This is a genomic window from Kibdelosporangium persicum, from assembly GCF_013280595.1.
GTDB classification, from domain to species: Bacteria; Actinomycetota; Actinomycetes; order Mycobacteriales; family Pseudonocardiaceae; genus Kibdelosporangium; species Kibdelosporangium persicum.
In genome coordinates, this window is record NZ_JAAATY010000002.1 from 76,782 (window position 1) to 101,402 (window position 24,621).

Consider the following 24,621-nt stretch of genomic DNA (forward strand, 5'->3'; position numbering starts at 1 on the left):
CCCCAGTGTGACGTGCGATCACCCGGAATGCGAATGGATAACGCTAGAACCGCGGGTGGTCGCCGCGGAGGATCGCACGCGGGCTGCCGGCGTCGGCGACCTCGATCTCACCGATCACCCACGCCGGCAGGTGCCGGGCGGTGAGGATCGCCAGCGCGCGGTCGATGTCCTCGGGGCTGAGCACGGCGACCATGCCGATGCCCATGTTGAAGGTGCGTTCCAGTTCGTCACGCTCGACCCGGCCGCGCCGGCCGATCAGGCCGAACACCGGAGCGGGCGTCCAGGCGCCGCGGTCGAGCACGGCGCTGAGGCCCTGCGGGATCACGCGCGCGAGGTTGGCGACCAGGCCACCGCCGGTGATGTGGGCGAACGTGCGGACGTCGGTCTCCGCGGCGAGAGCAAGGCAGTCCTTGGCGTAGATCCGGGTCGGCTCAAGCAGTTCCTCGCCGAGCGTGCGGCCGAACTCCTCGACCTGACCCGCCAGCGGCATCCGGGCGATGTCCAGCAACACCTTGCGGGCCAACGAGTAGCCGTTGGAGTGCAGACCGGACGACGCCATCCCGATCACCACGTCACCGGGCCGGACCCGTTCCGCGCCAAGGATGTTGTCCGCCTCGACCACTCCGACACCGGTCGCCGAGACGTCGTAGTCCTCCTCGGGCATCAGACCCGGGCGCTCCGCCGTCTCACCGCCGAGCAGCGCGCAGCCCGCTTTCACGCACCCGTCCGAAATGCCCTTGACCAGCGCGGCGATCCGGTCCGGGTTGATCTTTCCGGTGGCGATGTAGTTCTCCAGGAACAGTGGCTCCGCACCGCACACCACCAGGTCGTCGACCACCATCGCGACCAGGTCGATGCCGATCGTGTCGTGCACGTCCATCGCCTGCGCCACCGCGATCTTCGTGCCGACACCCTCGGTCGCCGACGCGAGCACCGGCTCACGCCAGCGGTCGAGCTTCAGCTTGAACAGCCCGGCGAACCCGCCGAGCACGGACAGCACCTCGGTCCGGGACGCCTTGTCCGCCCACGGCTTGAGCTTCTCGATGTGCTCCGCCGCGGTTTTGCTCGAGCCAGGGTCGTCCTGTGTCATCACCGAGCGGTCATCCTTGTCGTGTGGTTACGGCTTCAGGGACGCTGCAACGCGTCCTCGGCACCGTACCCGTTGACCAAGACAGGCGTGGCCGGCCCGGCGACACCTTTTTCCACACTTTCCAGCAGATGCTTGCCGATCAGGGCCTCACCGGGCAACTGGATCGGGTAGTTGCCGTCGAAGCACGCCATGCATAGCCGGCTGCGCGGCTGCTCGGTCGCGGCGACCATGCTCTCCCGCGACACGTAGCCGAGCGAGTCCGCGCCGATCGACCGGCGTACGCCGTCGAAGTCCAGTCCGTTGGCGATCAGCTCGGCGCGTGAGGCGAAGTCGATGCCGTAGAAGCACGGCCATTTCACCGGCGGGGACGCGATCCGGACGTGCACTTCGAGTGCCCCGGCCTCCCGCAGCATCCGCACCAGCGCGCGCTGGGTGTTGCCGCGCACGATCGAGTCGTCCACCACGACAAGACGCTTGCCGCGGATGACGTCGCGCAACGGGTTGAGCTTGAGCCGGATTCCCAGCTGGCGGATCGTCTGCGACGGCTGGATGAACGTCCGTCCGACATAAGCGTTCTTGACCAGGCCCTGGCCGTACGGGATACCCGACGCCTGCGCGTAGCCGATCGCCGCGGGCGTGCCGGACTCCGGGACCGGGATCACCAGGTCGGCGTCGGCCGGGTGCTCGCTGGCCAGCCGACGGCCGATCTCCACGCGGGTGGCGTGCACGCTGCGACCGGAGATCGTGGTGTCCGGCCTGGCCAGGTAGACGTACTCGAAGACGCAGCCCTTCGGCTCCGGCACGGCGAACCGCGAGGAGCGCAGGCCGTCTTCGTCGATCGCGAGCAGCTCGCCGGGCTCGACCTCACGGACGAACGACGCGCCGACGATGTCCAGTGCCGCGGTCTCGCTCGCGACGACCCAGCCGCGCTCCAGGCGGCCGAGCACAAGCGGGTGCACGCCATGCGGGTCACGCGCCGCGTACAAGGTGGACTCGTCCGAGAAGACCAGGCAGAACGCGCCGCGCAGCGTCGGCAGCAACTCCATCGCGGCCTGCTCGAGCGTGGTCTCGGAGGCGAGCGCGGCCAGCAGGCCGCAGATCAGGTCCGAGTCGGTGGTGGCGCCGTTCTTGGTGGTGATGCCCGCCTGCTCCGAGCGCTCCAGCAGCTCGGCGGTGTTCACCAGGTTGCCGTTGTGGCCCAGCGAAAGGCCCTTGCCCGCGGCCGTGGTGCGGAACGTCGGCTGCGCGTTCTCCCACGTGCCCGAACCGGTCGTGGAGTAGCGGCAGTGGCCGACCGCGACGTGTCCCTTGAGGGAGTGCAGCACCTGCTCGTCGAACACCTGGCTGACCAGGCCGAGGTCCTTGAAGACGACGACCTGCCGGCCGTCTGCCACCGAAATACCGGCCGCTTCCTGGCCACGGTGCTGCAACGCGTACAGCCCGTAGTAGGTGAGCTTGGCGACTTCCTCACCGGGCGCCCAGACGCCGAAGACCCCACATTCCTCGCGGGGTTCTGCGTCGATGGTGCCGGATTGGGGGGCTGACTGGTCGGTGACCACGCGAAGCGCTCCCTGGGGACGAATGCAGGCTGCGTCGTCCAGTGTAGATGGCGCTGCCACCCGTTCAGCCCACGCGGCTGTGGTCCGCCCCACTATCGCAACCGCGTTTGCGCTCGTCCGGCCTGCTTCACAGCCGCACGATCGGCAGCAGGCCGCCGATGTCGGCTCGGGTGCCGGACGCGGCGACCCGGGTGTTTTCGACGGCATCGGCCCACGTCAGCAGGCCGGTCGCGAGTTCGAGCCAGGTCCGCGGATCGGTCTCGATCACGTTCGGCGGCGTGCCGCGGGTGTGCCGGGGGCCCGGAACGCACTGGATCGCCGCGAACGGCGGGACCCGGACCTCGACGGTGTGCCCGGGGGCGATCTGTTCCAGGGTGCGGAGACTGGCCCGCACGGCCGTCGCGAGGACGGGCCGTGCGGGCTTCTCGTCTGTCTCGCCGGTGAGCCAGGGCATCACTTCGGCGACAGCCGAGCGCAGTTCGTGCGGGTCCACCGGTTTGCGGGGCACTACCTGCTCTCAGCTTGCCGGACTATCTCGCCGAGCAGCAGCTCGACCTGGTGGGTCAGGCGCCGGTTGTCGGTCGGCGAGATCGTGGTCCAGGCGCTGCCGTCCGGCGAGGGCTTCTTGACCTGGACGTACCGGCCGTCCTCGGTGTCGAAGAAGGCGATCACCCGCTCCGCGCGGTGCCGCTTGCCCCACTTGTCCCGCGCGGCCGCGCCGAAGTTCCCGGTCGCCACCACGTCCTTGATCATTTCCGCGAGCACCTTGACGTCGTCCTCGCGGATACCGCGCTGACGCAACGCCTTCTCGAACCCTTCCTTCGTGCCGCCCGCGCGGTTCGCGGCCGTCTCGAAGTCGTCCGAGCGGACGTTCACCGAGTGCCCGGGACCGGCGGGGACCGGGGAGAGCACCCCGGTCGCCACGCTCGGCAACGACTGCGCGGGCACGCTGTGCAGCGTCAGGAAGTCGTCCGCCAGGATCGCGAGCACCGCCTCCTCCTCGCGCGCGGCGGCGAGGAAACGGACACTCCGGCCGAGCCACGTCCGGCCGTCGACCTCACGGTCGGGCCGGGACAGGATGCCCAGGGCGCGCTCGATCCCCGGGTTCAGGTCGACCGGACGGCCCAGACCGCGCCGTTCCAGCTCGGTCCAGGCCTGGTCGACCAACTGCTTGCGCTCGGTCCACGTCGCGCCCGGTGAGGGCACCTTGACGGCCAGCGGCATGTCCTCGTAGCCGAGGTGCTCCCACAGGACGTCGAACTCGAGTGCCGACAGCGTGATCGGCCTGGATTGCACGGGTGCGCCCAGATCGATCACTGTTCCGGCTTCTCGCCGATCACGGACGGGGCGATCAGGCGCTCGTCACCGAAGATGTCGTCGGTCTCCATCAGGTAGTCCGGCGTCTCGTGCTCGGTGTCCTCTTCGCCGTCGACCGCACGCCCGCCAGGTGCCATCCCGCCCTGCGCACCACGGCCACCAGGGCCCATGTTGCCCGCGGGGCCGCCGGGACGGGCCGCGCCTTCCTGCAGCATGGGGTTGCCGCCCATGCCGGGACGGCCCTGCCTGCCGTCGTCCATCATCGACGAGTTCTGGCCGAAGCCCGCGTTCGGGTTGCCGCCCAGGCCGCCCCGGCCGCCGCCCGAGTTCGGGCCGCCGGTGCCGGAACCACCGCCGGTACCGGGCAGACCGTGCCGGGGGCCGGAGTTCGAGTTCTGGCCACCGGGACCGGTGTTGTACGGACCCGTGCCCGGCGGGAAGGGGCCGGGGCCGGTCCACGGACCGTTCTGGCCGCCGACGTTCGGCGGGAGCGGCGGCGGGAACGGCGGCTTCTGACCGGGCGGCAGAACCGGGTTGTGGTTCTGCGGCGGGGTCGGGTAGCCCTGGATCGGCGTCGGGTAGTTGTTCGGGTTGGTCGTCTGCGGCGGCGTGAACGTCTGCGGCGACACGTTGGGACCAGGACCGGTGCCGGTCTGCGACCCGATCGGGGTGTGGTGCACCGAGCTGGTCGACGTCTGGTTGTGGTGCACGCCGGTGGAGTTGTACATGCCGCTGGTCTCGACCACGCTCTGGTTCATGCCGGGGGCAGGCGGCGGCGTCTCGACGACAAGCTTCGGCGGGTCCTCGAAGTGGCCGAGGGTGTCGGCGTTCCACTCGCTGCTGGACTCGTACTTCTCCATGGCTTGGACGGCCTGACGCGCCGCCTCGTCCTGCGCGCGCTCCTGCGCCTCGTGATCCGCGGACTGCGCCGCGACCGCGGCGGCCGGGCCGGCGTTGCCGATCATCGCGGCGCCGACGGCGCCCGCGATCTGCCAGCCGGACGGCGCGGGCGTGGTGACCTCCTTGGGCGGCGGCACCTCGGCGCGGGCGTCACCCACGTAGTTGCCCTGCAGCTCGAAGGACGACTTCATCACGTTCGACCCGCTCTGGGCCTTGGCCGCCCATTCCTTGAGCGGGGTCATCCCGGCGAGTGCCTGGTCGGCGGACACACCCTGCCAGTGGACGTCGAGGTCCCCCAGCTTCTTGTGCAGGGTGGAGCTGATCTCGTTCAGGCCGTTGGACAGCGTTCCCCAGAAGTCCGCGGGAGCGTCGGACGCGTTCGCGCCAGGCCCCGCGTTGATCATTTTGTGGATGGCCGGGTGGTCCAGTCCCCGCCACCTGATGTCGCTGCTCATCGTCACCAACCCCCTCAGACGTCCTGGAAGCCCTGGCCCTGCCACCGCTCGGAGTTGACTCCCTCGACCCGCACGTAGCGGTCGTGGGCCTCCTGCAGGGCGTCACCGGAGTTCTGCAGCTCGTTGGCGTACCTGGTCAGCGCCTCGATCGCCGCCGCGCGACCGGTCGTGCCGTCACCGACGTCGAACCGCGCCGCGGTGAGCCTGCTGACCGGGTCGCCGGCCCACGCGGGCGTCTGCATGCCCTGGAGTTGCGTGACCAATGCCCGGATCTTCTCGGCGGCCTCGTGGAAGGCGGCACGTGCACCCGGAATCGCCTGCGGGTTGACCCTCACGGTGTGTGACGATCCCGCTCCCGTGGGGCCCGGTGCCGACGACCCCCCACCATCAGCTATAGACACGGCGCGTCTCCCTGATCTGCCTGTGCGTTTGCGATGACTTTAGCTCTGATGTATCCGGCGTGGGAGTGGTTCCCACAACCTCACAACTTTGTGCAGTGAATATGTGACGTACCGGCGCACCGGTCATGACGCGACGAGGACCTTCATCGCCGCCGTGGCGGCCTTGGTGGCAGCCGCGCACACATCGCTCATGGCGGGCTTGCCATTCGGCACGGTGATCGTCCACTGAATGGAGAAGGTCTGCCCGTCGGCCACGTCGACGCCGACATAGCAGTCGTTCTGGTAGTTGCCTTCCAGCAACAACGCCGGGAATCCCTCGAGCGTGAGCGGCGTGGAAACCTGGTAGCTCAGCGCGTAGTCCGCCAAGCCGAGACTGAGAATCGGCAGCACCTGCAAACTGGGCCCGCTGCCCGCGGTGGTCTGGATGCACGTGGCGGAACCGGGAAAAGCCACGGACTTCTCGGGAGTCAGCGGCTTCTCCGGAAGACCGACCTCCGGCCGGATCTTTTCCATGATCCGGCACGGATCAAAAGCCTTCAGATCGATTGTCCGAGGTCGCGTGGACTGAGTCGTCGTCTTCGTCGTCGTCGGGGCCGGTTGCGGTGTACTCGCCGTCGTGGTCCCGGTCCCGGCCTGCGCTGTCGGCGATCCCTGTTCGCTGCTGGAACACGCGCTCAGAGCGAGCAAGACCGCCAGAATCCCCACCCGAAAGCTCCCCATGGGCAGCACGGTACCGAACCCCGCCCCGGGGCCTGATCGCCACGGTGCCTACGATTCGCGGCATGGCGCCGGACATCACGCCCGAGATGCGAGCGAGCGCGAAGAGTAACCCGAACACGTGGTTGTACGTGATCGATCCACTGTTCGAATCGCAAGCGGACGTCCCCCCGTGGGGCGTGGTCGGCGCGTACCCGGTGGACGCCCACGGCGAGATCGAGGACGACTTCCAGCCCAACGACCGCTACCGGCCCTCGCCCCAGGCACTGCGGATGCCCCGGCCGGAGAACCCGGTCGACGAACTGCTGCAACTGATCCGGACCGGCCACCGTGAGGCGTCCGCGCTTCCGCCGCTGCTGCGCGACGCCACGCTGCTGTTGTACGCACGCTCCGCGGAGGAGTACGACGTCATCGGGTTCCCCGACGGCGAGGGCCGGGTGTTCGTACCCGTGTGCACGGCTGCGGCGCACGTTCCGGCGGCGTGGCCGGGTTGGCGCGTGACCACCGGCAAGGACATCGCACCACTGCTGAACGGCTTCCCGCTGCTGGTCAACCCGACCGGCCCGATCAGCGCGATCGTTCCGGCCGAGCACCTCACGGCCTGACTGCCACGGGCGCTCTGGGGAGATGGGCCGGAGGCGAGTAAGCCCTTGCCCCGCAAGCCATCCCGCACGCCCCACCCATACCGGGCTTTGCTCCAAGACATGCCCGCCCCCAGACAAGCCCCCACCCTGTCCCGGGGGGCGACCCCGGACCCAGTCTACCGGCGATAAGGCCTGGCCAAAGGGGTTACCGGGCGGTTGTGGACAACTCGCGGCACGAACGGAGCCTGTGACCGAGGATCACTTGATCGGGTGAAATCGAGCGCCCATGCAGAGGCGGCGCCCGCAGTTCACCTGGTTGGAGTAACCACTGGTCAGGACTCGGTTCTCGCCGCGGTCAGCCAGCGTTCGATCTCCTCTGGCGGCCCGGACTTCGCGTAGAGCCAGCCCTGGGCGCAGTCGGCACCGATCCGGCGGAGCCGGTCGGCCTGCTCGGTCGTCTCCACGCCCTCGGCCGTCACGGTCAGGCCGAGCAGGTGCGCCAGTGACACCAGGGTCCGGACGATCTGGGTGTCGACGAGGCTGGCGTTGCCGGGGTCGCGCAGGCCTTCGAGGAAGGAGCCGGCGATCTTGAGCGTGCGGACGGGCAGTACCCGCAGGTAGGCCAGGTTCGAGTACCCCGTGCCGAAGTCGTCGATCGCGATCGTCAGGCCGAGGTCGACCAGGGTGCGGAGCATCTCCAGCGGTTCGCCGGTCGCGCCCATGATCGCGCTCTCAGTCAACTCCAGCTGGACGCGGTGCGCCGGAAGGCCCGTCTCCGCAAGGATATTGCGGATGTCGTCGACCAGCCCGGGGTCGCGGCATTGGCGCACGGCCAGGTTGACGCTCACGTACGGCGCGTCGTCGCCGAAGCGATCCCACCACTGCTTCGCCTGGACGCACGCGGTACGCAGGACCCACCGTCCCAAGGGGACGATCAGACCGGTTTCCTCCGCCAGGCCGATGAAGCGGTCCGGTCCCAGTGGACCGAACTCCGGGTGCCGCCAGCGCACCAACGCTTCGACGCCGTGCAGCTCGCCGTCCGGCAGCCGGACTATCGGCTGATAGTCCACATAGAACTCTTCGCGTTCCAGCGCGGCGGGCATCCGGGCCGACAACGTGAACCTGGCGACCTCATGGGCGTTGCGCTCCGGGTCGAAGCAGGCGTACTGGTCCTTGCCGTCGGACTTCGCCCAGTACAGCGTGACATCCGCGTCGCGCATGGTGTCCGCGGGCGTTGTGCCTTCGCACGGCCGTTCCACGATGCCGATGCTGGCCGACACGGTCAGGTCGTGACCGCCGATCCGGACCGGTTCCCGCAGTGCCCCCAGGATCTTCTCCGCCAGCACGGTGAGTTCTTTGATCGACTCGCAGTCCTGGACCAGCACCACGAACTCGTCGCCGCCCATCCGCGCGACCATCCGGTCCGGGCCGTCCACCAGCATGCCGAGCCGGGCGCCGACCGCGACCAGCAACTGGTCGCCGACGTCGTGGCCGAGGCTGTCGTTGATCACCTTGAAGCCGTCGACGTCCAGGTAGCAGAGGCCGACGCGGCTGTCCCCGCCCGCCGCGAAGACTTCGTTGAGCCGCTCCTGGAACAGCGCCCGGTTGGGCAGACCGGTCAACGGGTCGTGCGTCGCCTCGTGCCGCAATCTGCGCTGCAGGGTGTGCCGCTCGGTGACGTCCTCGACCATCCCGACGAGGTACTGCGGGCGTCCGCTTTCGTCGCGGACCACCGAGACTTTCACGTTGGCCCGCAGGGTGACGCCGTCGCGGCGCCGGAACCGGCGCTCCACCTGGTAGTTGTCGCGCTTGCCCGCGAGCGCCTCGTCGTACTCCTTGCGGAGCTCGACCGGCATGTCCTTCTCGAAGAACTCCTCGATGTTCATCGAGCGCAACTCGGTCAGCGGCATGCCGAGCAGCTCGGACATCGCCCGGTTGGCGTCGATGACGTTGCCGCGCATGTCGCAGATGCCGATGCCGACCGCGGCTTCGTGGAACACCGCCTGGAACCGCGCCTCGCTGGCCCGCAACGCCGCGTGCGCGCCGCGGCGGGCGTCCATCACCGCGGACCGGACGGATTCCGACTGCTGATCATCGAGCTGGCGTTCGATGGTCGCTTCGTTGAACCCGGTGACGAGCGAGGCCAAAATGCCCGGCATTCGCTGAATCACCCGTTCGGCCGAGCCCGCCAGCGCCGGAAGTCCCTCGCCGATCACCCGAATGGACGCAGCCAGCGACTCCGTCTCCGCGAACCGCATCCGCACCAGTTCGACGCCGATCCACTCGACGCTCTCCCGCGAGTACGTGTCCGAGGCAGCGGCGTCGACGAGCACTTTGGCGAACTCGGTCAGCCGCTCGACGATTTCTTCCGTCCGCAGCGCGACATAACTGGTGTTCCGGACGGCCGCGGCCCAGCGCCGGGCGAACAGTTCACACCCGCCTGACCCCTCGGCCGCGGGCCAGCTCGGGCTCTCCACCGTCCACACCCTTCGGCACTCGCGCGTTCGATCCAACTGGCCGGCCGAGCGCAACCTTACCGGCTCTGAACAGGAACGTACTCAGGCCCGCAACTGTCAAGTCGGTGAACCCCAGTGATTCTTTCACACCAAAGCGTGACAAGTGGGTAGTTATGGGCTCACAATCCTGACCAGGCGGCTACTTTCAGTGAGCCGTCTGCGAGGGCAAGAAAGGGCATCCCCATGAAGATCCCTGCAATCCCAAGGGGCCGCCGCCTGCTGACCGCAGTCGTGTCCGCCTCCCTGCTCCTGCTCGGCGCCTTACCTGCCGGCGCCCGGCCCGACCACATCGACCACATCGACCAGATCGACCGCTACGTCGCCGAGAACGACCATCCGATGGGTTCGCAGATCGCCAAGCACGAGGGCGGCGAGCCGATGGTGCTGGTGCCGCAGGACGTCGGCGCCCAGGCCGTCGTGTACGGCATCGACGTCAGCGGCTGGCAAGGCAATGTGGACTGGGCCTACTGGTGGGGCCAGGGCAAGCGGTTCGCCTACGTCAAGGCGACGGAGAACACCAACTACCGCAATCCGTACTTCGCCCAGCAGTACAACGGTTCCTACAACATCGGCATGATCCGCGGCGCGTACCACTTCGCCACCCCGAACACCTCGAGCGGTACGGCACAGGCGGACTACTTCATCAACAACGGCGGCGGCTGGTCGCGAGACGGCAAGACGCTGCCCGGTGCGCTCGACATGGAGTACAACCCTTACGGCGCAACGTGTTACGGGCTGTCCAAAGCGGGCATGACCGCGTGGATCAAGGCGTTCAGCGACCGCTATCACGCCAGGACCGGCCGCTGGCCGGTGATCTACACGAGCACCAGCTGGTGGTCGCAGTGCGTCGACGGTGACTTCTCGTCGACCAACCCGCTCTGGGTGGCCAGGTACGCGTCCTCGCCCGGCACGCTGCCGTATGCGTGGGGCTTCTACACGATCTGGCAGTACTCATCCAGCCCCATCGACCAGAACCAGTTCAACGGCGCGTACGACCGCTTGCAGGCGTTGGCAAACGGCTAGTAGCGACCATTCCGAGCCGCGGCGACTGTGTCCAGCAACGCGGTCGCCGCGGCACTGGCCGCTTCGGACGTGACCACGACGGTCTCCCACGCGGGCACCGGGTCGGCCAGCCCGATGAACTGGACCTGGTCGGTCTTGACCGAGAACGACTGGGGCACCAGCGCGACGCCCAGCCCGAAGGCCACCAGGTCGAGCAGCGAATGCACGTCGTTGACCTCGAACGCGATCCGCCGTTCGCCGAGCACCGAGTCGACCAGATCGCGCGAACCCCAGTCCTGTTGGAAATCCACGAACGGTTCGCCGGCCAGGTCGGTCAGCGGCACTTCGGCCCGGCCGGCCAACGGATGGCGCAAACCGCACGCCAGCACGAGCGGTTCGCTCGCCAACGGGCGGATTCGCACGTCGTCCATCTGGCGTAACGGCCTGGCGACGAACGCGATGTCCAGCCGGCCTGAGCGGATCTGCTCGATCAGGTGGACCGACCCGCCTTGCCGCAGCTGGATCTCCACGCCTGGGTGCTCGGCGTGGAAGTGTGCGAGCAGCTGGTGCACGTTCACCGCGTGCACGCATTGCAGAGACCCGACCGCCAGGCGTCCCCGGAGCAGCCCCTGCACCGCCGCGACGGCGTCACGAGCCGCGTCCGTCGCGCTCAACGCGCGGCGTGCCTCGACGAGCAGCGCACGACCCGCGGGCGTAAGTTCGACCTGCCGGGTACTTCTGATGAACAGTGACGCTCCCAGTTCGCGCTCCAGCGAGCGGATCGCCGAGGACAGCCCGGACTGCGCCACGTGCAGCCGCTTGGCCGCGCGGGTGAAGTGGCATTCGTCGGCGACGGCGACGAAGTACTCGAGTTGCCGGAGCTCCACGACTGATCACCCACAGTATTGATCGCTGACAGTGCTGAATGGCATCACGTTTCCCTGTTGGACAGATTAATCGACCCGGCGCAGGCTGGAAGCACAGACGCGAAGAGCAGAAAGAGGGAACACCCATGCGGACTCGTCGTATCGGCGACACGCAGGTCAGCGCCATCGGCCTCGGCGGCATGCCGCTGTCGATCCAGGGCAGGCCGGACGAGCAGCGGGCGGTCGCGACGATCCACGCGGCGCTGGACGCGGGCATCAACTTCATCGACACGGCTGACGCGTACAGCCTCAGCAACGCCGACTTCGGCCACAACGAGACGCTCATCGCCAACGCCGTCGCCTCCTACCCCGGCGACACGTCTGACGTGCTCATCGCGACCAAGGGCGGCCACACCCGGACCGAGGACGGCGGCTGGTCGCTCAACGGGTCGGCCGCGTACATCAAGCAGGCGTGTGAGGCCTCGCTGAAGCGGCTCGGCGTCGAGGCGATCGGGCTCTACCAGTTCCACCGGCCCGACCCGGCCGTCCCGATCGCGGAGTCCGTCGGCGCGGTGCGCGACCTGCTGGACGAGGGCAAGATCCGGTACGCGGGCGTGTCGAACTTCAACCCGGCCGAGATCAAGCAGGCCAACGAGATCCTCGGCGGCAGGCTGGTCGCGGTGCAGAACCAGTTCTCGCCCGCGTTCCGGTCCAGCGAGCCGGAGCTGGAGCTGTGCGACGAGCTGGGCATCGCGTTCCTGCCGTGGAGCCCGCTCGGCGGGATCAGCAGGGCCGGCGAGCTCGGGTCGCGGTTCGCCGCGTTCGCCGGGATCGCCGACGCGCGCGGGGTGAGCCCGCAGCGGGTGTGCCTGGCGTGGATGCTCGCCAAGTCGCCGGTGGTCATCCCGATCCCGGGTTCGTCGCGGCCGGCCAGCATCCAGGACTCGGCCGCGGCCGCCGACCTGGAGCTGACCAGCGAGGAGATGGCGACGCTCGACAAGGCTTGACAGACTGCTGCATCCGGCCCTACCGGCGGGGCCGGATGCGCTCCAAAATGTGCGGATGAATCTGGCCCTGGTGATTGTCGGCGTGCTGCTCCTGATCGGCAGCGGAGTGGTGTTCGCGCAGCAGGCCCGTGCGCTCACCGGAACGATCATCGGCGCCGTCGGCCTGCTGACGGCCGTCACGGGCTGGGTGATGCTGGACGGCGGTTCCACGCTCGCGGAGGCGTTGCGGACCGGCGGTCTGGCGGCCGCCGCCGTCGTCGCGCTGTACGCGTTGTGGCTCAACGACCGCAGACGCAAGATCGACGAGGAGCGCCAGGACATCGAGCGGCGCAGGCACGACCTGGAAAGCCAGCGGCACACCATCGAGCAGGCCCGCCAGCAGATGGAAAGCCAGCGGATGCAGCACGACCGCGAGCGGTCGACCGACGAGCGCTTCGCCAGGGCGATCGAGCTGCTGGGCAACGACGCCGACCAGGTCAGGGTCGGCGCGTTGCACGCGTTGGCCGGCCTGGCCCGCAGCCGTGCCGAGTACACACAGACCGTGCTCGACGTGCTGTGCGCGTACCTGCGCAGGCCGTTCGACCACGCGCACTACGCACGCCTACGCGGTGACGAAGACGTCCAGGAGTCGGTGGACGCCGACCGCGAGCGCCAGGTCCGGTTGACCGCGCAGCGGTTGATCGGCGAACTGCTGCCGGAGGTCGGCGACGGCCGCGCGCCCATGTACGACCTGGACCTGACCGGGGCCACGCTGGAGTACTTCGACATCTCCGAGCGCGTGGTCGGGCAGATCACCGCCCGGTCGGTGAACCTCTACGAGGCCAACGCCTTCGGCAACATGGAGATCTTCGGCGACGCGTGGTTCACCTCGGCGCACAGCTGGGGCAAGTTCATCGCGTCGGGCACCACGTTCCACAAACGCGCCTGGTTCTCCAACTTCGAGGCCGACCAGCTCGTCGACCTCAAGCAGTCGAAGTTCGACGGCGTGGCCAAGCTGGCGCAGGCGACGTTCGAAGGCAAGGTCGTGTTGCGGGGCACCAGGTTCGCCCAGCCGATCGACCTCAACCACAGCTCGTTCCGTGGTGGCCTGGACATGTCGGCCGCGGCCACCACGACCGCCGACACCTACGGCATGACGGTGTCGTTGGAGATGAAGAACGAGCTGCCGCAGGGCTGGATCATCGACCAGAAGGACGACGGCACCGGCCTCGTTCGCACCTAACCGTTCCGGATCAGGTCCGCTGCCTTCTCGCCGACCATGATCGTGGGGGCGTTGGTGTTTCCGCGGGGCACCATGGGCATCACGGAGGCGTCCGCGACGCGCAGGCCCTCGACGCCGTTGACCTTCAGCGACGGGTCGACGACCGTGCCGATCGAGCATGTGCCGACCGGGTGGTAGAGCGTCTGCGTGTTCTCCCGGATGTGATCGGCCAGTTCGGCGTCGGTGATCCGCAGGGATTCCGGCTTGAACGGGCGGCCGAGGTAGCGGGCGATCGCCGGGCGTTCGCAGATGTCCCGCAGCATCCGGATTCCGGCCACCATCACGTCCATGTCGGAGGGGTCGGCGTAGTACGCCGGGTCGATCACCGGGCGCCATCGCGGGTTGTTCGACCGCAACCGCAGGCGTCCACGGCTTTTCGGCGCCACATGGACCGCCGCGGCGGTGAAGCCGCGGACCGTCGGCTCCTGCATTCCGTTGTCGTAGAACATGGTCGGCGCGGTGACGAACTGCATGTCCGGTGCGGGCAGGTCTTCGCTCGTGCGGGTGAAACCGCCTGACTCGCCGACGTTCGACGCCAACGGGCCGCGTCCGGTCAGCTGCCACTGCAGCAGGCGGCGCGGATTGGCGTAGTCGACCAGATCCGTCGTCTTCCGGGTGGTGTAGTTGATCCCGGCGGCCGGGTGGTCGTGCAGGTTCTCACCGACCTCGTTGAGGCCGACGACAACGTCTATGCCCATCTCGCGCAGGTGTTCCGCGGGCCCGATGCCGGAAAGCATCAGCAGTTGCGGCGAGTTGACCGCGCCGCCGGACAACACGACCTCACGCTCGACGTACGTGGTCTTGACTGTGCCTTCGTACAGATACTCCATGCCCACAGCACGGCCGGACTCGATGACGACCTTCGTGGCCTGCGCGTGCGTCCGTACCGTCAAGTTGTCACGGACCATGGCCGGGCGCAGGTACGCGTCCGCGGTCGACCAGCGACGGCCGTTGTGGCAGGTCACCTGGTACTGGCCGGCACCTTCCTGATCGGCGCCGTTGAAGTCGTCGGTCGGTTTGAGGCCCCAGGCGACGGCTGCCTGCACCCACGCGGTGGACAGTTCGTGCGTGTAGCGACGGTCCTCGACGAACAGCGGCCCGTTCGTGCCGTGTAATGGGCCGCTGAGGCGCGTGTTGCGCTCGGCCCGGACGAAGTACGGCAGGACGTCGTCCCAGCCCCAGCCGGTCGCGCCGTGCTCGTCGCGCCAGGCGTCGTAGTCGGCGCGGTTGCCCCGGATGTAGATCATCGCGTTCATCGACGAACAGCCGCCGAGCGCCTTCATCCGCGGCCAGTACGCCGTCCGGTCGCCCATGTGCTTCTGTTCGACCGTCTCGTAGTTCCAGTCCCACTTGGTCTTGAACAGGTTCGCGAACGCCGCCGGGACGTGGATCTCGTCGGCGTTGTCCTCGCCGCCCGCCTCCAGCAGCAACACCCGCACCTGCGGGTCCTCCGTGAGACGGTTCGCCAGCACGCATCCCGCGCTACCGGCGCCTACCACGATGTAGTCGAATGTCTCGCGCATTCACCGATCCTGCCATTCAACGACCCTCCAGCACCTCCACTTCCTCCGCCGAGGTGAGCCCGGCGCGACGGGACCGCGCCAGCCCCAGTTCGCGTTCGTACTCCAGGGCGCCGCGCGCGGCGTCCTCCAGCGAACGGAACTTCAGTCCGGCGTCGATCGCGGGGCGCACGTCCCAGTTCGCGCCGACGATGTGGCCGTCCGGCACCCAGAGCGGCAGGGATCGCGGACCGGCCCACGGCTGTACGTCCAGTTCACGCAGTTTGTCCGGGTTGACCGGCACCAGCTCGGCTGTGCCGCCCACCGCCTGGACCACGCGGGTGAGCAGTTCGCCCATGGGGATGGGCAGTCCGGAGGCGTTGAACGTGCCGCCGATCCGCTGCTCGGCGCCGTCGATGATCCATCTCGCCAGGTCCCGCACGTCGACGTGGTGCGTCGGCTGGTCCGGCGCGTCCGGCACCACGGCCTGTCCCGTTCCGGACAACCGCGCGGGCCAGTACCCGAAGCGGTCGCTCACGTCACCGCGTCCCGTGATCAACCCGGCCCGGACGATGAACGCACTCTCGCCGTGGACGTCCTTGACCGCGTTCTCGCTGGCCACCTTGATGGCGCCGTAGTTGTCCATGGTCGCGGCCGTGCCCTGCTCGGGCAGTGGGTCGAAGATCGGGTCGTCGACGCCGCCGGTGCGGAACTCCCGGTAGACGCTGATCGACGAGACGAACGTCCAGTGGTCCGCGGTGATCTGCTCGACGGCCCGGCGCACGTGCGGATAGGAGATTTTCGCCACGTCCACCACGGCGTCGAACCGCTCGCCCCGCAGTGGCGCCAGCCCGTTCTCGTCGTCCCGGTCGAGCTTGGTCAACGGGGCCGGTGCCCCGCCCGTGCTCCCCCTGGCCGCGCAGGTCACGTCATGCCCGCGCCCGACGGCCTCGGCCGCGATCGCGTGGCCGAGGAAGACGGTTCCACCCAGTACGAGAAGTCGCATGTCACGATCCTGGTGTGATGCCGCTCGCTTCGCCAGGCTGCTCGCGGAGAGCGAAACTCCCAGGTCAGGTACGCTTCTCCCGTCCACCGTGACCCGCTGTGATGGCTTTGATAATGGGAGCAACGACCGTGGCCCGTGTCGTCGTCGACGTAATGCCCAAGCCGGAGATCCTCGACCCACAGGGACAGGCGGTGGCGAAAGCACTGCCGCGTCTCGGATTCGCAGGTGTCACCGAGGTGCGCCAAGGCAAGCGGTTCGAGTTGGAGGTGGACGACTCGGTCGACGACGAGACGCTCACCAAGATCGCCGCCGACCTGCTCGCCAACACCGTGATCGAGGACTTCACGGTCCGGAGGATCGACGCATGACGGCGAAGATCGGCGTCATCACGTTCCCCGGCACCCTCGATGACCAGGACGCCGCCCGCGCGGTGAAGTACGCGGGCGCCGAAGCCGTGTCGCTCTGGCACGCCGACGCCGACCTGCGTGGCGTCGACGCGGTCATCGTGCCCGGTGGTTTCTCCTACGGCGATTACCTGCGCTGTGGCGCGATCGCCCGGTTCGCCCCGGTGATGGGCCCGGTGATCGAGGCCGCCGCCAAGGGCATGCCGATCCTGGGGATCTGCAACGGTTTCCAGATCCTCTGCGAGGCGGGGCTGCTGCCCGGCGCGTTGGTGCGCAACTCGGAGCTGCACTTCGTCTGCCGTGACCAGTGGCTCAGGGTGGAGAACACCACGACCGCGTGGAGCACCCGGTACGACCAGGGCGCGGAGATCCTGATCCCGCTGAAGTCCGGCGAAGGCGGGTACGTCGCGGAGCCGAACACCCTGGCCGAACTCGAAGGCGAGGGCCGTGTGGTGTTCCGGTACGCCGGCGCGAACCCGAACGGTTCGCTCAACGAGATCGCCGGGATCACCGACGCGCGTGGCCGGGTGGTCGGCCTGATGCCGCACCCCGAGCACGCCATCGACGCGCTCACCGGTCCGTCCGACGACGGCCTGGGCATGTTCCTTTCCGCCATCGACGCACTGGTGAAGGCATGACAGCCAACAAGACACACAACACCGATTCAGTCAAGCACGCGGAATCCACCCCCGACGTTCCCCAGCCGTACACAGAGCTGGGCCTGAAGGACGACGAGTACCAGCGGATCCGGGAGATCCTCGGCCGCAGGCCGACCGACGCCGAACTGGCGATGTACTCGGTGATGTGGAGCGAGCACTGCTCCTACAAGTCGTCCAAGGTGCACCTCTCCTACTTCGGCAAGACGACCACCGAGCAGATGCGCTCGAAGATGCTCGCGGGCATCGGCGAGAACGCGGGTGTGGTCGACATCGGTGACGGCTGGGCGGTCACCTTCAAGGTGGAGAGCCACAACCATCCGTCCTATGTGGAGCCTTACCAGGGTGCCGCGACCGGGGTCGGCGGGATCGTGCGCGACATCATGGCGATGGGCGCGCGGCCGCTGGCCGTGATGGACTCGTTGCGCTTCGGCCCGGCCGACGCCCCGGACACCCGCCGGGTGCTGCCCGGTGTCGTGGCCGGTGTCGGCGGCTACGGCAACTGCCTCGGCCTGCCCAACATCGGTGGCGAGGTCGTCTTCGACCCGACCTACCTGGGCAACCCGCTGGTCAACGCGCTGTGCGTGGGGGCGATGCGCGTCGAGGACCTGCACCTGGCGCACGCGTCCGGCACCGGCAACAAGATCATCCTGTTCGGTGCGCGGACCGGTCTGGACGGCATCGGCGGCGTTTCGGTGCTGGCGTCGGACACGTTCTCCGGCGACGAGACCTCCGCGGGCCGCAAGAAGCTGCCGTCGGTGCAGGTCGGCGACCCCTTCATGGAGAAGGTGCTGATCGAGTGCTGCCTTGAGCTGTTCCGTGAGGGCATCGTGGTCGGCATCCAGGACCTCGGCGGCGCGGGCCTGTCCTGCGCCACGAGTGAGCTGGCCAGCGCCGGGGACGGCGGAATGCATGTCGTCCTGGATCGTGTCCCGTTGCGTGCCAAGGGAATGACTCCCGCCGAGATCCTCTCCAGCGAGTCGCAGGAGCGGATGTGCGCGGTTGTCAAACCGTCCGATGTGGACGCCTTCATGCGGGTGTGCGCCAAGTGGGACGTGACCGCGACGGAGATCGGCGAGGTCACCGACACCGGCAGGCTCGTGATCACGTGGCACGACGAGGTCGTGGTCGACGTGCCGCCGCGGACCGTCGCCCACGAGGGCCCGGTGTACAACCGCCCGGTACAGCGTCCCGCCGACCAGGATTCCTTGCAGCGGCCGGTAGACCTGCCTCGTCCGTCCACTTCGGACCTTCGTGACCTGGTCCTGCGGATGGCGGGCTCGCACAACCTGTCGTCCCGCAATTGGGTCACCGACCAGTACGACCGCTACGTGCGCGGCGGCACAGTGCTGTCGCAGCCGTCGGACTCCGGCATGATCCGGATCGACGAGGAGTCCGGCCGTGGTGTCGCGCTTTCCGTTGACTGCAACGGCCGTTACTGCAAGCTCGATCCGTACACGGGCGCGCAGCTGGCTTTGGCCGAGGCGTACCGGAACGTGGCCGTCAGCGGCGCGACGCCGGTGGCCGTGACGAACTGCCTCAACTTCGGCTCGCCGGAGGACCCGGGCGTGATGTGGCAGTTCGAGCAGGCCGTGCGTGGCCTGGCGGACGGCTGCGTCGAGCTCGGCATCCCGGTGACCGGCGGAAACGTCAGCTTCTACAACCAGACCGGCTCGACGGCGATCCTGCCGACCCCGGTCGTCGGCGTGCTCGGCGTGATCGACGACGTCCGTCGCCGCATCCCGACCGGCATCGGCGCCGAAGCGGGCGAGACGTTGCTGCTGCTGGGAACCACGTCAGACGAGTTCGGCGGTTCGGAGTGGGCGCACGTCGTGCACGGGTCGCTGAGCGGCCTGCCGCCGCGGGTCGACCTCAAGCACGAGATGCTGCTCGCGGACATCCTGCGGGCCGGGTCACGGGACGGCATGATCTCGGCCGCCCACGACCTGGCCGAGGGCGGCTTGGCCCAGGCGATCGTGGAGGCGTGCCTGATCGGCCAGACCGGTGCCCGGATTTTCCTCGCCGAGGACCAGGACCCGTTCGTGCAGCTGTTCTCGGAGTCCACGGGACGGGTCATCGTGGCCGTCCCGCGCACCGAGGAACTGCGGTTCACCGACATGCTCACGGCCCGCTCGATGCCGTGGCGCAAGCTCGGTGTGGTGGACCCGGAGTCGAAGGCACTGGAGATCCAGGACGTGGCCACGTTCGGTCTCGAAGAGCTGAGCAACGCCTGGCAGGGCACCCTCCCCGCCCTCTTCCACTGACGCTGAACCCCTCGTGAGTGTTTATCCGGGTTAGAACACGGATAAACACTCACGAGGGGGGAGGTGGGGGTTACTTGCGTTTGCCGTGCAGCAGGGTGATGAGCTTGGCGACCGCCGCGTCCGCCTTTTCCGTACGGGTGAAGGTGGTCAGGTTGATGGGGGCGCGGAAACGTTGGCGGGCAATGGCTTTCGCGCGGGTGAACTCCTTCAGGCCGTCCGCGCCGTGGATCCGGCCGAAGCCCGAGTCGCCGACGCCGCCGAACGGCAGGGACGGGATGCCGGCGAAGCTGATGATCGAGTTGACCGCGGTCATGCCGGACCGCAGCCGGCGAGCCAGTTCCATGCCGCGGCGCTTCGAGTAGACCGCGGAGCCCAGGCCGTAGCGGGAGTCGTTGGCCTTCACCAGCGCCTCGTCCATGTCCTTGACCTTCGAGATGGTCAGGGTGGGGCCGAAGGTCTCGTCGCGCACGGCGATCGAGTCCTCGGGCACGTCCACCAGCACGGTCGGCTGGACGAAGCGGTCGCCGACGGCGTCCGGGCCGCCGACGAGGGCCTTGCCGCCGCGGGCGATGGCGTCGGCGATGTGCTTACGGATGATCTCCACCTGCGCGGGCATGGTGATCGGGCCGATCTTCGCGCCGGCGTCCGCGCCCGCACGGACCGCGCGGGCCTTCTCGACGGTCGCGGCCACGAACGAGTCGTAGACCTTCTCGTGGACGTAAACCCGTTCCACGCCAACGCATGTCTGGCCCGCGTTGGACATGCCGCCCCAGACGGCGGCGTCCGCCGCGGCTTCGACGTCGGCGTCCTCGTCGACGAGCAACGCGTCCTTGCCGCCCGCTTCGATCAGGACCGGCGTCAGCGTCTCCGCGCAGGCGGCCATGATCTTCTTGCCGGTCGCGGCCGAGCCGGTGAAGCCGATCTTGTCGACGCCCGCGCGGCACAGCGCCGCGCCGGTCGCGCCGAAGCCGGTGACCAGCTGGAAGACGGGGTGCTCGGGCACGGCTTCGGCGAAGCTGTCCACGAGCCACTTGCCCACGCCAGGGGTGTACTCGCTGGGCTTGAAGATCACCGCGTTGCCCGCGGCGAGCGCGTAGACGATCGAGCCCATCGGCGTGAACAACGGGTAGTTCCACGGCCCGATCACACCGATCACGCCGAGCGGCTGGTACTCGACCGAAGCCGCCTGGTTGGCCATCAGCAGGCCGGACGCACGGCGCTTCGGGCCGAGCACCTTGCGGGCGTTCTTGGCGACCCAATCGGTGTGGTCGACGGCCAGGACGACCTCGATCATCGCGTCGGAGTGCGGCTTGCCGGTCTCCTGGTGGATCACGTCGGCCAGCTGCGGGCCGCGCCGGGTGATGATGCCCTTCCAGCGCTGCAGGCGTTCCGCGCGGCCGGCGAACCCGAGCGACTGCCACCAGGCGGACGCGTTGCGCGCCCTGGCCACGGCATCCGCCACGTCCTTCTCGGTGTGTACGGGATACGTCCCGACAACCTCGTCGGTAGCCGGGTTCAGCGAGTCGAACGTCTCGACTTTGTGCTCCACGGTCGTCATGAGCGCGCCTCCTGGTTGGCTACCGCCGAGGTTACTCGACGGTAAGGCGCGCCGCGACGGGCGCTGAGCACAGCGAACGCGGCGACCAGCGCCACCGCGGAACCGAACAGCGGCGCCCCGCTCACCGGCAGAACCGACACGGACAGTGATCCCAGCGCGAAGCCGCCTGCCTGGGCCGTGAAGACCAGGCTGAAGCCCTCGGCCTTGCGGGATTCGGGCAGGGTCAGCTGGAGATGCATCGAAATCGTCGTGTTCAGCGGCCCCGTGCAGACACCGACCGTCACCAGCCCGGCGATCAGCAACGGCCAGGACACACCGAACGCCACGAGCACTCCGCCAGCGGCCATGATCCCCAGGAACACGGCCGCCCGGCCCGATCGATCCCCCTTCAGCCGGGGCCCGAGCCACGCGTACCCGGCGGCGCCCGCCATGCTCGCGCTGATCAGCACGGCCATCACCGCCACCGCGACCCCCGTGCCGCCGCCGAGCCGTTGCGCGAGCGGCAAGGACGAAACCTCGACCGTGCTGATCAGGACACCGAACCCGAACGAGCTCAGCAACCACGTCATGATCGACCCGAGCGGCGGTCGCTCGCCGCGCGTACGTGGCGGGGCAGCAACCGCGGGCACGAACACGACCGCCAGCAGGTAAGCCGCCGCCATCCCCAGCACAGGTGCCATGAAGCCAAGCGGGGACAGCAAAGCGACCACCAGCGGCCCGCTGACCACGATCAGTTCGACGATCACGGAATCGATCGCGACGGCACGTTCCAGGAACCCGGGTGCCACGGACTTCGGCAGCAGCGCCCGGATTCCCCCGGACAGCCCACCGGCCGCGAACCCCGTCAGCACGACAAAGACGATCGCCGGCACCGGCGCCGAGCCGGCCAAGGTCAAGCCGCACAGGAACAATGCCGAAACGACAAGCAGGACACGGAGACCCCGTGCCACGCCGACCCGATCGAGCAGGCGACCCACCGGACCGGCCGCGACGATCTCGGCGCCGACGAACACGGCCATCATCACGCCACCGAGGCGATACGACCCGGTCAGCTCGGTCGCCAGCAAAGCGAACGCCAACGGCGCCATCATGGCGGGCAGGCGAACGAACTGAGCGGCGATGGACCAGCGCACGTAACTCACACGGCTGACGCTGCCGTCGCCGCGGCCCACCGCGGTATTGATTCGGCTATATCCGAAAGGACGGCCGGTGATCGAGATCCAGCTCGGCGAGGTCGGCGCGCACCGGGTGCGGCTGGCGGTCTCCCCGCTCGAGGAAGTGCTCAACGCAGTCCGGCTGCTCACCCGGCCGGGCCGCTCCCCGGCGCACACGCGCTGGGCGATCGCCAACCGGTCGGTGCTGGCCTACGTGGACGCGCCCGAGCTGGTCACGCTGGTCGACGGCGACTGGTACTTCCCGGACTTCCTCAGCCCGCCGCCGTCCGACGCCGGGACCACCGTGGAAGACCAGCTCGAAGCCGTCGCCCGCACGCCGGTCGGCCAGGTCAGCCTCGAAGTCGGGATGTCGGCGGCGGGGCGCGACGAGGGCGAGCTCGCCGGCCTGCTCGCGGACCCGGCCAAGACCAGGGACCTGCTGGCCGAACAGCTGCGCAGGTGCTGGGACGTGCTGGTCAAACCGCTCTGGCCGCGGATCAAGGACCTGCTGGACACCGACGTGCACTACCGGACCCGCCAGTTCGGCAGCGGCGGTATCGCCAAGGTGCTGACGGGCCTGCACCCCGGCGTGGTCGTCGAGGCCGGCCGGGTCCTGGTGCCGACGGCCAACACCGCCCGGCTCGGCCTCGACGACCGGGGCCTGCTGCTGGTGCCGAGCACCTTCGCGGGCGGCATCGGCGTGATGATGACCCCGCCGTGGCAGCCGTCCGTGGTGTACCCGGCCCGAGGCGTGGCGACTCTGTGGGAGGACGTGCCCGCGCCGGAAGGCGACCCGCTGGCCGGTGTCGTCGGACGGACCAAGGCGCGTCTGCTGCGCGAGCTGGCCGAGCCCGCCAGCACGACGACGCTGGCGCAGCGGATCGGCGTGGCGCCCAGCACGATCTCCGGACACGTCAAGGCGCTCGCGGCCGCCGGCCTGCTGAGCGCACGGCGTTCCGGGCGTAGTGTCTATTACAGCCGCAGTGCACTCGGCGACGAACTGGTCGCCAGTGCGAGCTGAGAGGAACCGCGGATGCAATTCGTCCATTTCGGACATTCCTGCGTACTGGCCGAGACCGCGTCGGAGCGGGTGCTGTTCGACCCGGGCACGTTCTCCCGGGGATTCGAGGACCTCCGGCACCTCGATGCGGTCCTGATCACCCACCAGCACCCGGACCACCTTGACGTCCCCCGGCTGGCCGGGCTGATGAAGGCCAACCCGAAGGCGCAGCTGATCGTCGATCCGGCGTCGGCACAGGACGTGGTCGCGGCCGGGCTGACAGCGCGGACCGTGCGCCCCGGTGAGCGTTTCAAGGTCGGTACCACGCAGGTGCACGCCGTCGGCGGCAACCACGCGATCATCCACCCCGAGGTCCCGGTGCCGCCGAACGTCGGTTACGTGCTGGACGACGGCGCGTTCTACCACCCGGGCGACTCGTTCTTCCGCCCGGAGCAGACGATCGACGTGCTGGGCATGCCGACCGCGGCGCCGTGGCAGAAGCTGTCCGAGGCGATCGACTTCCTGCGGGTCATGAAGGCACGGGTGGCCGTCCCGATCCACCAGGCCGTGGTGAGCGTGCCGCAGATGTACTACGGCAGGTTCACCGAGCTGGGCCCCAAGGAGACCGAGGTCCGCGTGCTCACGCCGGGCGAGTCCACCGCCCTCTGATACGTGGTCGGCGTGGCGCCGTGGTGGGTGGCGATGTCGATGGCGTCCAGGACCGCCCGCCGCGGCCCGGGCTTGGCCAGGTCCGCCGCGTCGACCGAAAGCCGGACCAGGCCGCCTTTGCGCGCGGCCCGGGATACGCTGAGCACCAGCGCGAAGCAGGACCACGTCTCGACCCGTTCGCTGGCGGCCAGGCCGTGCACACGTCCCTTGTGGACGGTCTCGGTCCGCAGGTCGTAGATCCTGCTCGCGTCCGCGCAGAGCGTGAATTCGTTACGCCGCAACGCGGTCAGCGTGCCCGCGGACGCCGCCCACTGCGGCGGGGCGAAGCTGTCCACTTCGAGGTCGAGCCTGCCCATCAGCCTGCGGGCGGCGGTGAGCCGCAACCCGGCCTCGTGCGCGGGCAACGAGCCGAACTCGGCACGGCGACGTGGCGCGTCGGTGAGGTCGAATCCGTGCAGCAGCAGCGCGTCCCCCCGGTCGCGCCGCTGCCGTACCCAGTCCACAACCACCCTGTGCTGACCTGCCCCTGCCAGCCGCGGCGCGAACAACAGCGAGAGCGAGACGCCCCGAAGGTCCAGCTCACCGGCCAGTTCGGCGCAGCGGTGCAGGGTCCGGATCCCGATTCCGGACAGCGAGACCACCAGACGCGCGGACACCCCACCATGACGCCACATGACCATGGCGAGCGCCCGACCGTGGGGTAACGAGCCGGCACTGATGCGGTGAAATCACGAAA

At 68.9% G+C, this 24,621-nt stretch carries 23 protein-coding genes; 9 read left to right on the plus strand and 14 right to left on the minus strand.

Features of this window, described 5'->3' with window-relative positions; genetic code table 11:
• Positions 1 to 43: 43 nt before the first annotated feature.
• The 7 genes from purM to GC106_RS04925 form a co-directional block, all read right to left on the minus strand.
• Entirely contained in the window at positions 44 to 1,090 is a 1,047-nt protein-coding gene (gene purM / locus GC106_RS04895; protein ID WP_173124882.1) for a phosphoribosylformylglycinamidine cyclo-ligase, read from the minus strand.
• 35 nt (positions 1,091 to 1,125) lie between these two features.
• Positions 1,126 to 2,649 (minus strand): amidophosphoribosyltransferase, encoded by a 1,524-nt coding sequence (gene purF, locus GC106_RS04900; protein ID WP_173124884.1) that lies wholly within the window; start codon positions 2,647 to 2,649, stop codon positions 1,126 to 1,128.
• A gap of 127 nt (positions 2,650 to 2,776) precedes the next feature.
• The gene (locus tag GC106_RS04905; RefSeq protein ID WP_173125521.1) at positions 2,777 to 3,103 is read right to left on the minus strand and encodes a sterol carrier family protein; all 327 of its coding nucleotides are present in this window, start codon (positions 3,101 to 3,103) and stop codon (positions 2,777 to 2,779) included.
• A 53-nt stretch (positions 3,104 to 3,156) separates the two neighbouring features.
• Positions 3,157 to 3,966 carry an ESX secretion-associated protein EspG gene (locus tag GC106_RS04910; protein ID WP_312872431.1) on the minus strand — a complete coding sequence of 270 codons (810 nt, stop codon included), beginning with the start codon at positions 3,964 to 3,966 and terminating at the stop codon, positions 3,157 to 3,159.
• Positions 3,963 to 5,321 (minus strand): PPE domain-containing protein, encoded by a 1,359-nt coding sequence (locus GC106_RS04915; protein ID WP_173124886.1) that lies wholly within the window; start codon positions 5,319 to 5,321, stop codon positions 3,963 to 3,965. The genes GC106_RS04910 and GC106_RS04915 overlap by 4 nt, the downstream gene beginning before the upstream one ends.
• A 14-nt stretch (positions 5,322 to 5,335) precedes the next feature.
• Positions 5,336 to 5,656 carry a hypothetical protein gene (locus GC106_RS04920; protein WP_173124888.1) on the minus strand — a complete coding sequence of 107 codons (321 nt, stop codon included), beginning with the start codon at positions 5,654 to 5,656 and terminating at the stop codon, positions 5,336 to 5,338.
• Between the two features lie 189 nt (positions 5,657 to 5,845).
• Complete coding sequence (locus GC106_RS04925; protein ID WP_173124890.1) at positions 5,846 to 6,442, minus strand: DUF3558 family protein; 597 nt, start codon at positions 6,440 to 6,442, stop codon at positions 5,846 to 5,848.
• Between the two features lie 62 nt (positions 6,443 to 6,504).
• On the opposite strand from GC106_RS04925, the gene GC106_RS04930 reads away from it, so the two are divergent.
• A complete protein-coding gene (locus GC106_RS04930; RefSeq protein ID WP_173124892.1) occupies positions 6,505 to 7,044 on the plus strand; it encodes a type VII secretion system-associated protein in 540 nt (179 codons plus the stop codon).
• Between the two features lie 311 nt (positions 7,045 to 7,355).
• On the opposite strand, the gene GC106_RS04935 is transcribed toward GC106_RS04930, so the two are convergent.
• Positions 7,356 to 9,500 (minus strand): putative bifunctional diguanylate cyclase/phosphodiesterase, encoded by a 2,145-nt coding sequence (locus tag GC106_RS04935; RefSeq protein ID WP_173124894.1) that lies wholly within the window; start codon positions 9,498 to 9,500, stop codon positions 7,356 to 7,358.
• Between the two features lie 222 nt (positions 9,501 to 9,722).
• On the opposite strand from GC106_RS04935, the gene GC106_RS04940 reads away from it, so the two are divergent.
• Positions 9,723 to 10,562, plus strand: coding sequence for a lysozyme (locus tag GC106_RS04940; protein ID WP_173124896.1), 840 nt, complete (start codon positions 9,723 to 9,725; stop codon positions 10,560 to 10,562).
• Here the strand turns inward: GC106_RS04940 and GC106_RS04945 are convergent.
• Positions 10,559 to 11,428, minus strand: coding sequence for a LysR family transcriptional regulator (locus tag GC106_RS04945; protein ID WP_173124898.1), 870 nt, complete (start codon positions 11,426 to 11,428; stop codon positions 10,559 to 10,561). The genes GC106_RS04940 and GC106_RS04945 overlap by 4 nt on opposite strands.
• A gap of 125 nt (positions 11,429 to 11,553) precedes the next feature.
• Between GC106_RS04945 and GC106_RS04950 the strand changes: the two genes are divergently transcribed.
• Together GC106_RS04950 and GC106_RS04955 are read left to right on the plus strand one after the other, a co-directional pair.
• Positions 11,554 to 12,414, plus strand: coding sequence for an aldo/keto reductase (locus tag GC106_RS04950; RefSeq protein WP_173124900.1), 861 nt, complete (start codon positions 11,554 to 11,556; stop codon positions 12,412 to 12,414).
• 55 nt (positions 12,415 to 12,469) lie between these two features.
• Positions 12,470 to 13,636 (plus strand): pentapeptide repeat-containing protein, encoded by a 1,167-nt coding sequence (locus tag GC106_RS04955; protein ID WP_173124901.1) that lies wholly within the window; start codon positions 12,470 to 12,472, stop codon positions 13,634 to 13,636.
• Here GC106_RS04955 and GC106_RS04960 read toward each other — a convergent pair.
• Both GC106_RS04960 and GC106_RS04965 read right to left on the minus strand, forming a co-directional pair.
• Complete coding sequence (locus GC106_RS04960; RefSeq protein WP_173124902.1) at positions 13,633 to 15,198, minus strand: GMC family oxidoreductase; 1,566 nt, start codon at positions 15,196 to 15,198, stop codon at positions 13,633 to 13,635. The genes GC106_RS04955 and GC106_RS04960 overlap by 4 nt on opposite strands.
• A 16-nt stretch (positions 15,199 to 15,214) precedes the next feature.
• Positions 15,215 to 16,180 carry an NAD-dependent epimerase/dehydratase family protein gene (locus tag GC106_RS04965; protein WP_173124903.1) on the minus strand — a complete coding sequence of 322 codons (966 nt, stop codon included), beginning with the start codon at positions 16,178 to 16,180 and terminating at the stop codon, positions 15,215 to 15,217.
• A gap of 128 nt (positions 16,181 to 16,308) precedes the next feature.
• Here GC106_RS04965 and purS point away from each other — a divergent pair, with 128 nt between their 5' ends.
• From purS to purL, 3 genes are read left to right on the plus strand one after another with little or no spacing between them, the layout of a single operon-like run.
• Positions 16,309 to 16,548, plus strand: coding sequence for a phosphoribosylformylglycinamidine synthase subunit PurS (purS, locus tag GC106_RS04970; protein ID WP_173124904.1), 240 nt, complete (start codon positions 16,309 to 16,311; stop codon positions 16,546 to 16,548).
• Positions 16,545 to 17,222 (plus strand): phosphoribosylformylglycinamidine synthase subunit PurQ, encoded by a 678-nt coding sequence (gene purQ, locus GC106_RS04975; RefSeq protein ID WP_173124905.1) that lies wholly within the window; start codon positions 16,545 to 16,547, stop codon positions 17,220 to 17,222. The genes purS and purQ overlap by 4 nt, the downstream gene beginning before the upstream one ends.
• The gene (gene purL / locus GC106_RS04980; RefSeq protein ID WP_173124907.1) at positions 17,219 to 19,504 is read left to right on the plus strand and encodes a phosphoribosylformylglycinamidine synthase subunit PurL; all 2,286 of its coding nucleotides are present in this window, start codon (positions 17,219 to 17,221) and stop codon (positions 19,502 to 19,504) included. The genes purQ and purL overlap by 4 nt, the downstream gene beginning before the upstream one ends.
• A gap of 70 nt (positions 19,505 to 19,574) precedes the next feature.
• Here purL and GC106_RS04985 read toward each other — a convergent pair whose 3' ends face one another.
• Both GC106_RS04985 and GC106_RS04990 read right to left on the minus strand, forming a co-directional pair.
• Positions 19,575 to 21,062: an aldehyde dehydrogenase family protein gene (locus GC106_RS04985; protein ID WP_173124909.1), complete on the minus strand. Its 1,488-nt coding sequence runs from the start codon at positions 21,060 to 21,062 to the stop codon at positions 19,575 to 19,577.
• Entirely contained in the window at positions 21,059 to 22,204 is a 1,146-nt protein-coding gene (locus GC106_RS04990) for an MFS transporter (RefSeq protein WP_312872433.1), read from the minus strand. Before GC106_RS04990 ends, GC106_RS04985 begins: the two co-directional genes overlap by 4 nt.
• 67 nt (positions 22,205 to 22,271) lie before the next feature.
• Between GC106_RS04990 and GC106_RS04995 the strand changes: the two genes are divergently transcribed.
• The gene (locus GC106_RS04995; RefSeq protein WP_173124911.1) at positions 22,272 to 23,237 is read left to right on the plus strand and encodes a DUF5937 family protein; all 966 of its coding nucleotides are present in this window, start codon (positions 22,272 to 22,274) and stop codon (positions 23,235 to 23,237) included.
• Between the two features lie 12 nt (positions 23,238 to 23,249).
• Complete coding sequence (locus GC106_RS05000; RefSeq protein ID WP_173124913.1) at positions 23,250 to 23,885, plus strand: MBL fold metallo-hydrolase; 636 nt, start codon at positions 23,250 to 23,252, stop codon at positions 23,883 to 23,885.
• Here the strand turns inward: GC106_RS05000 and GC106_RS05005 are convergent.
• Complete coding sequence (locus GC106_RS05005; protein WP_173124915.1) at positions 23,807 to 24,541, minus strand: DUF2334 domain-containing protein; 735 nt, start codon at positions 24,539 to 24,541, stop codon at positions 23,807 to 23,809. The genes GC106_RS05000 and GC106_RS05005 overlap by 79 nt on opposite strands.
• Positions 24,542 to 24,621 lie beyond the last annotated feature (80 nt).

Bases quoted from the DNA above. Each gene is read 5' to 3' on its own strand.
- purL (WP_173124907.1), top strand. From the start codon at position 17,219: ATGACAGCCAACAAGACACACAACACCGATTCAGTCAAGCACGCGGAA.
- GC106_RS04930 (WP_173124892.1), top strand. From the start codon at position 6,505: ATGGCGCCGGACATCACGCCCGAGATGCGAGCGAGCGCGAAGAGTAAC.
- GC106_RS04905 (WP_173125521.1), bottom strand. From the start codon at position 3,103: ATGCCCTGGCTCACCGGCGAGACAGACGAGAAGCCCGCACGGCCCGTC.
- GC106_RS04965 (WP_173124903.1), bottom strand. From the start codon at position 16,180: ATGCGACTTCTCGTACTGGGTGGAACCGTCTTCCTCGGCCACGCGATC.
- GC106_RS04925 (WP_173124890.1), bottom strand. From the start codon at position 6,442: ATGGGGAGCTTTCGGGTGGGGATTCTGGCGGTCTTGCTCGCTCTGAGC.
- GC106_RS05000 (WP_173124913.1), top strand. From the start codon at position 23,250: ATGCAATTCGTCCATTTCGGACATTCCTGCGTACTGGCCGAGACCGCG.
- GC106_RS04960 (WP_173124902.1), bottom strand. From the start codon at position 15,198: ATGCGCGAGACATTCGACTACATCGTGGTAGGCGCCGGTAGCGCGGGA.
- GC106_RS04915 (WP_173124886.1), bottom strand. From the start codon at position 5,321: ATGAGCAGCGACATCAGGTGGCGGGGACTGGACCACCCGGCCATCCAC.
- GC106_RS04985 (WP_173124909.1), bottom strand. From the start codon at position 21,062: ATGACGACCGTGGAGCACAAAGTCGAGACGTTCGACTCGCTGAACCCG.
- GC106_RS04940 (WP_173124896.1), top strand. From the start codon at position 9,723: ATGAAGATCCCTGCAATCCCAAGGGGCCGCCGCCTGCTGACCGCAGTC.
- GC106_RS04950 (WP_173124900.1), top strand. From the start codon at position 11,554: ATGCGGACTCGTCGTATCGGCGACACGCAGGTCAGCGCCATCGGCCTC.
- purM (WP_173124882.1), bottom strand. From the start codon at position 1,090: ATGACACAGGACGACCCTGGCTCGAGCAAAACCGCGGCGGAGCACATC.
- purQ (WP_173124905.1), top strand. From the start codon at position 16,545: ATGACGGCGAAGATCGGCGTCATCACGTTCCCCGGCACCCTCGATGAC.
- GC106_RS04955 (WP_173124901.1), top strand. From the start codon at position 12,470: ATGAATCTGGCCCTGGTGATTGTCGGCGTGCTGCTCCTGATCGGCAGC.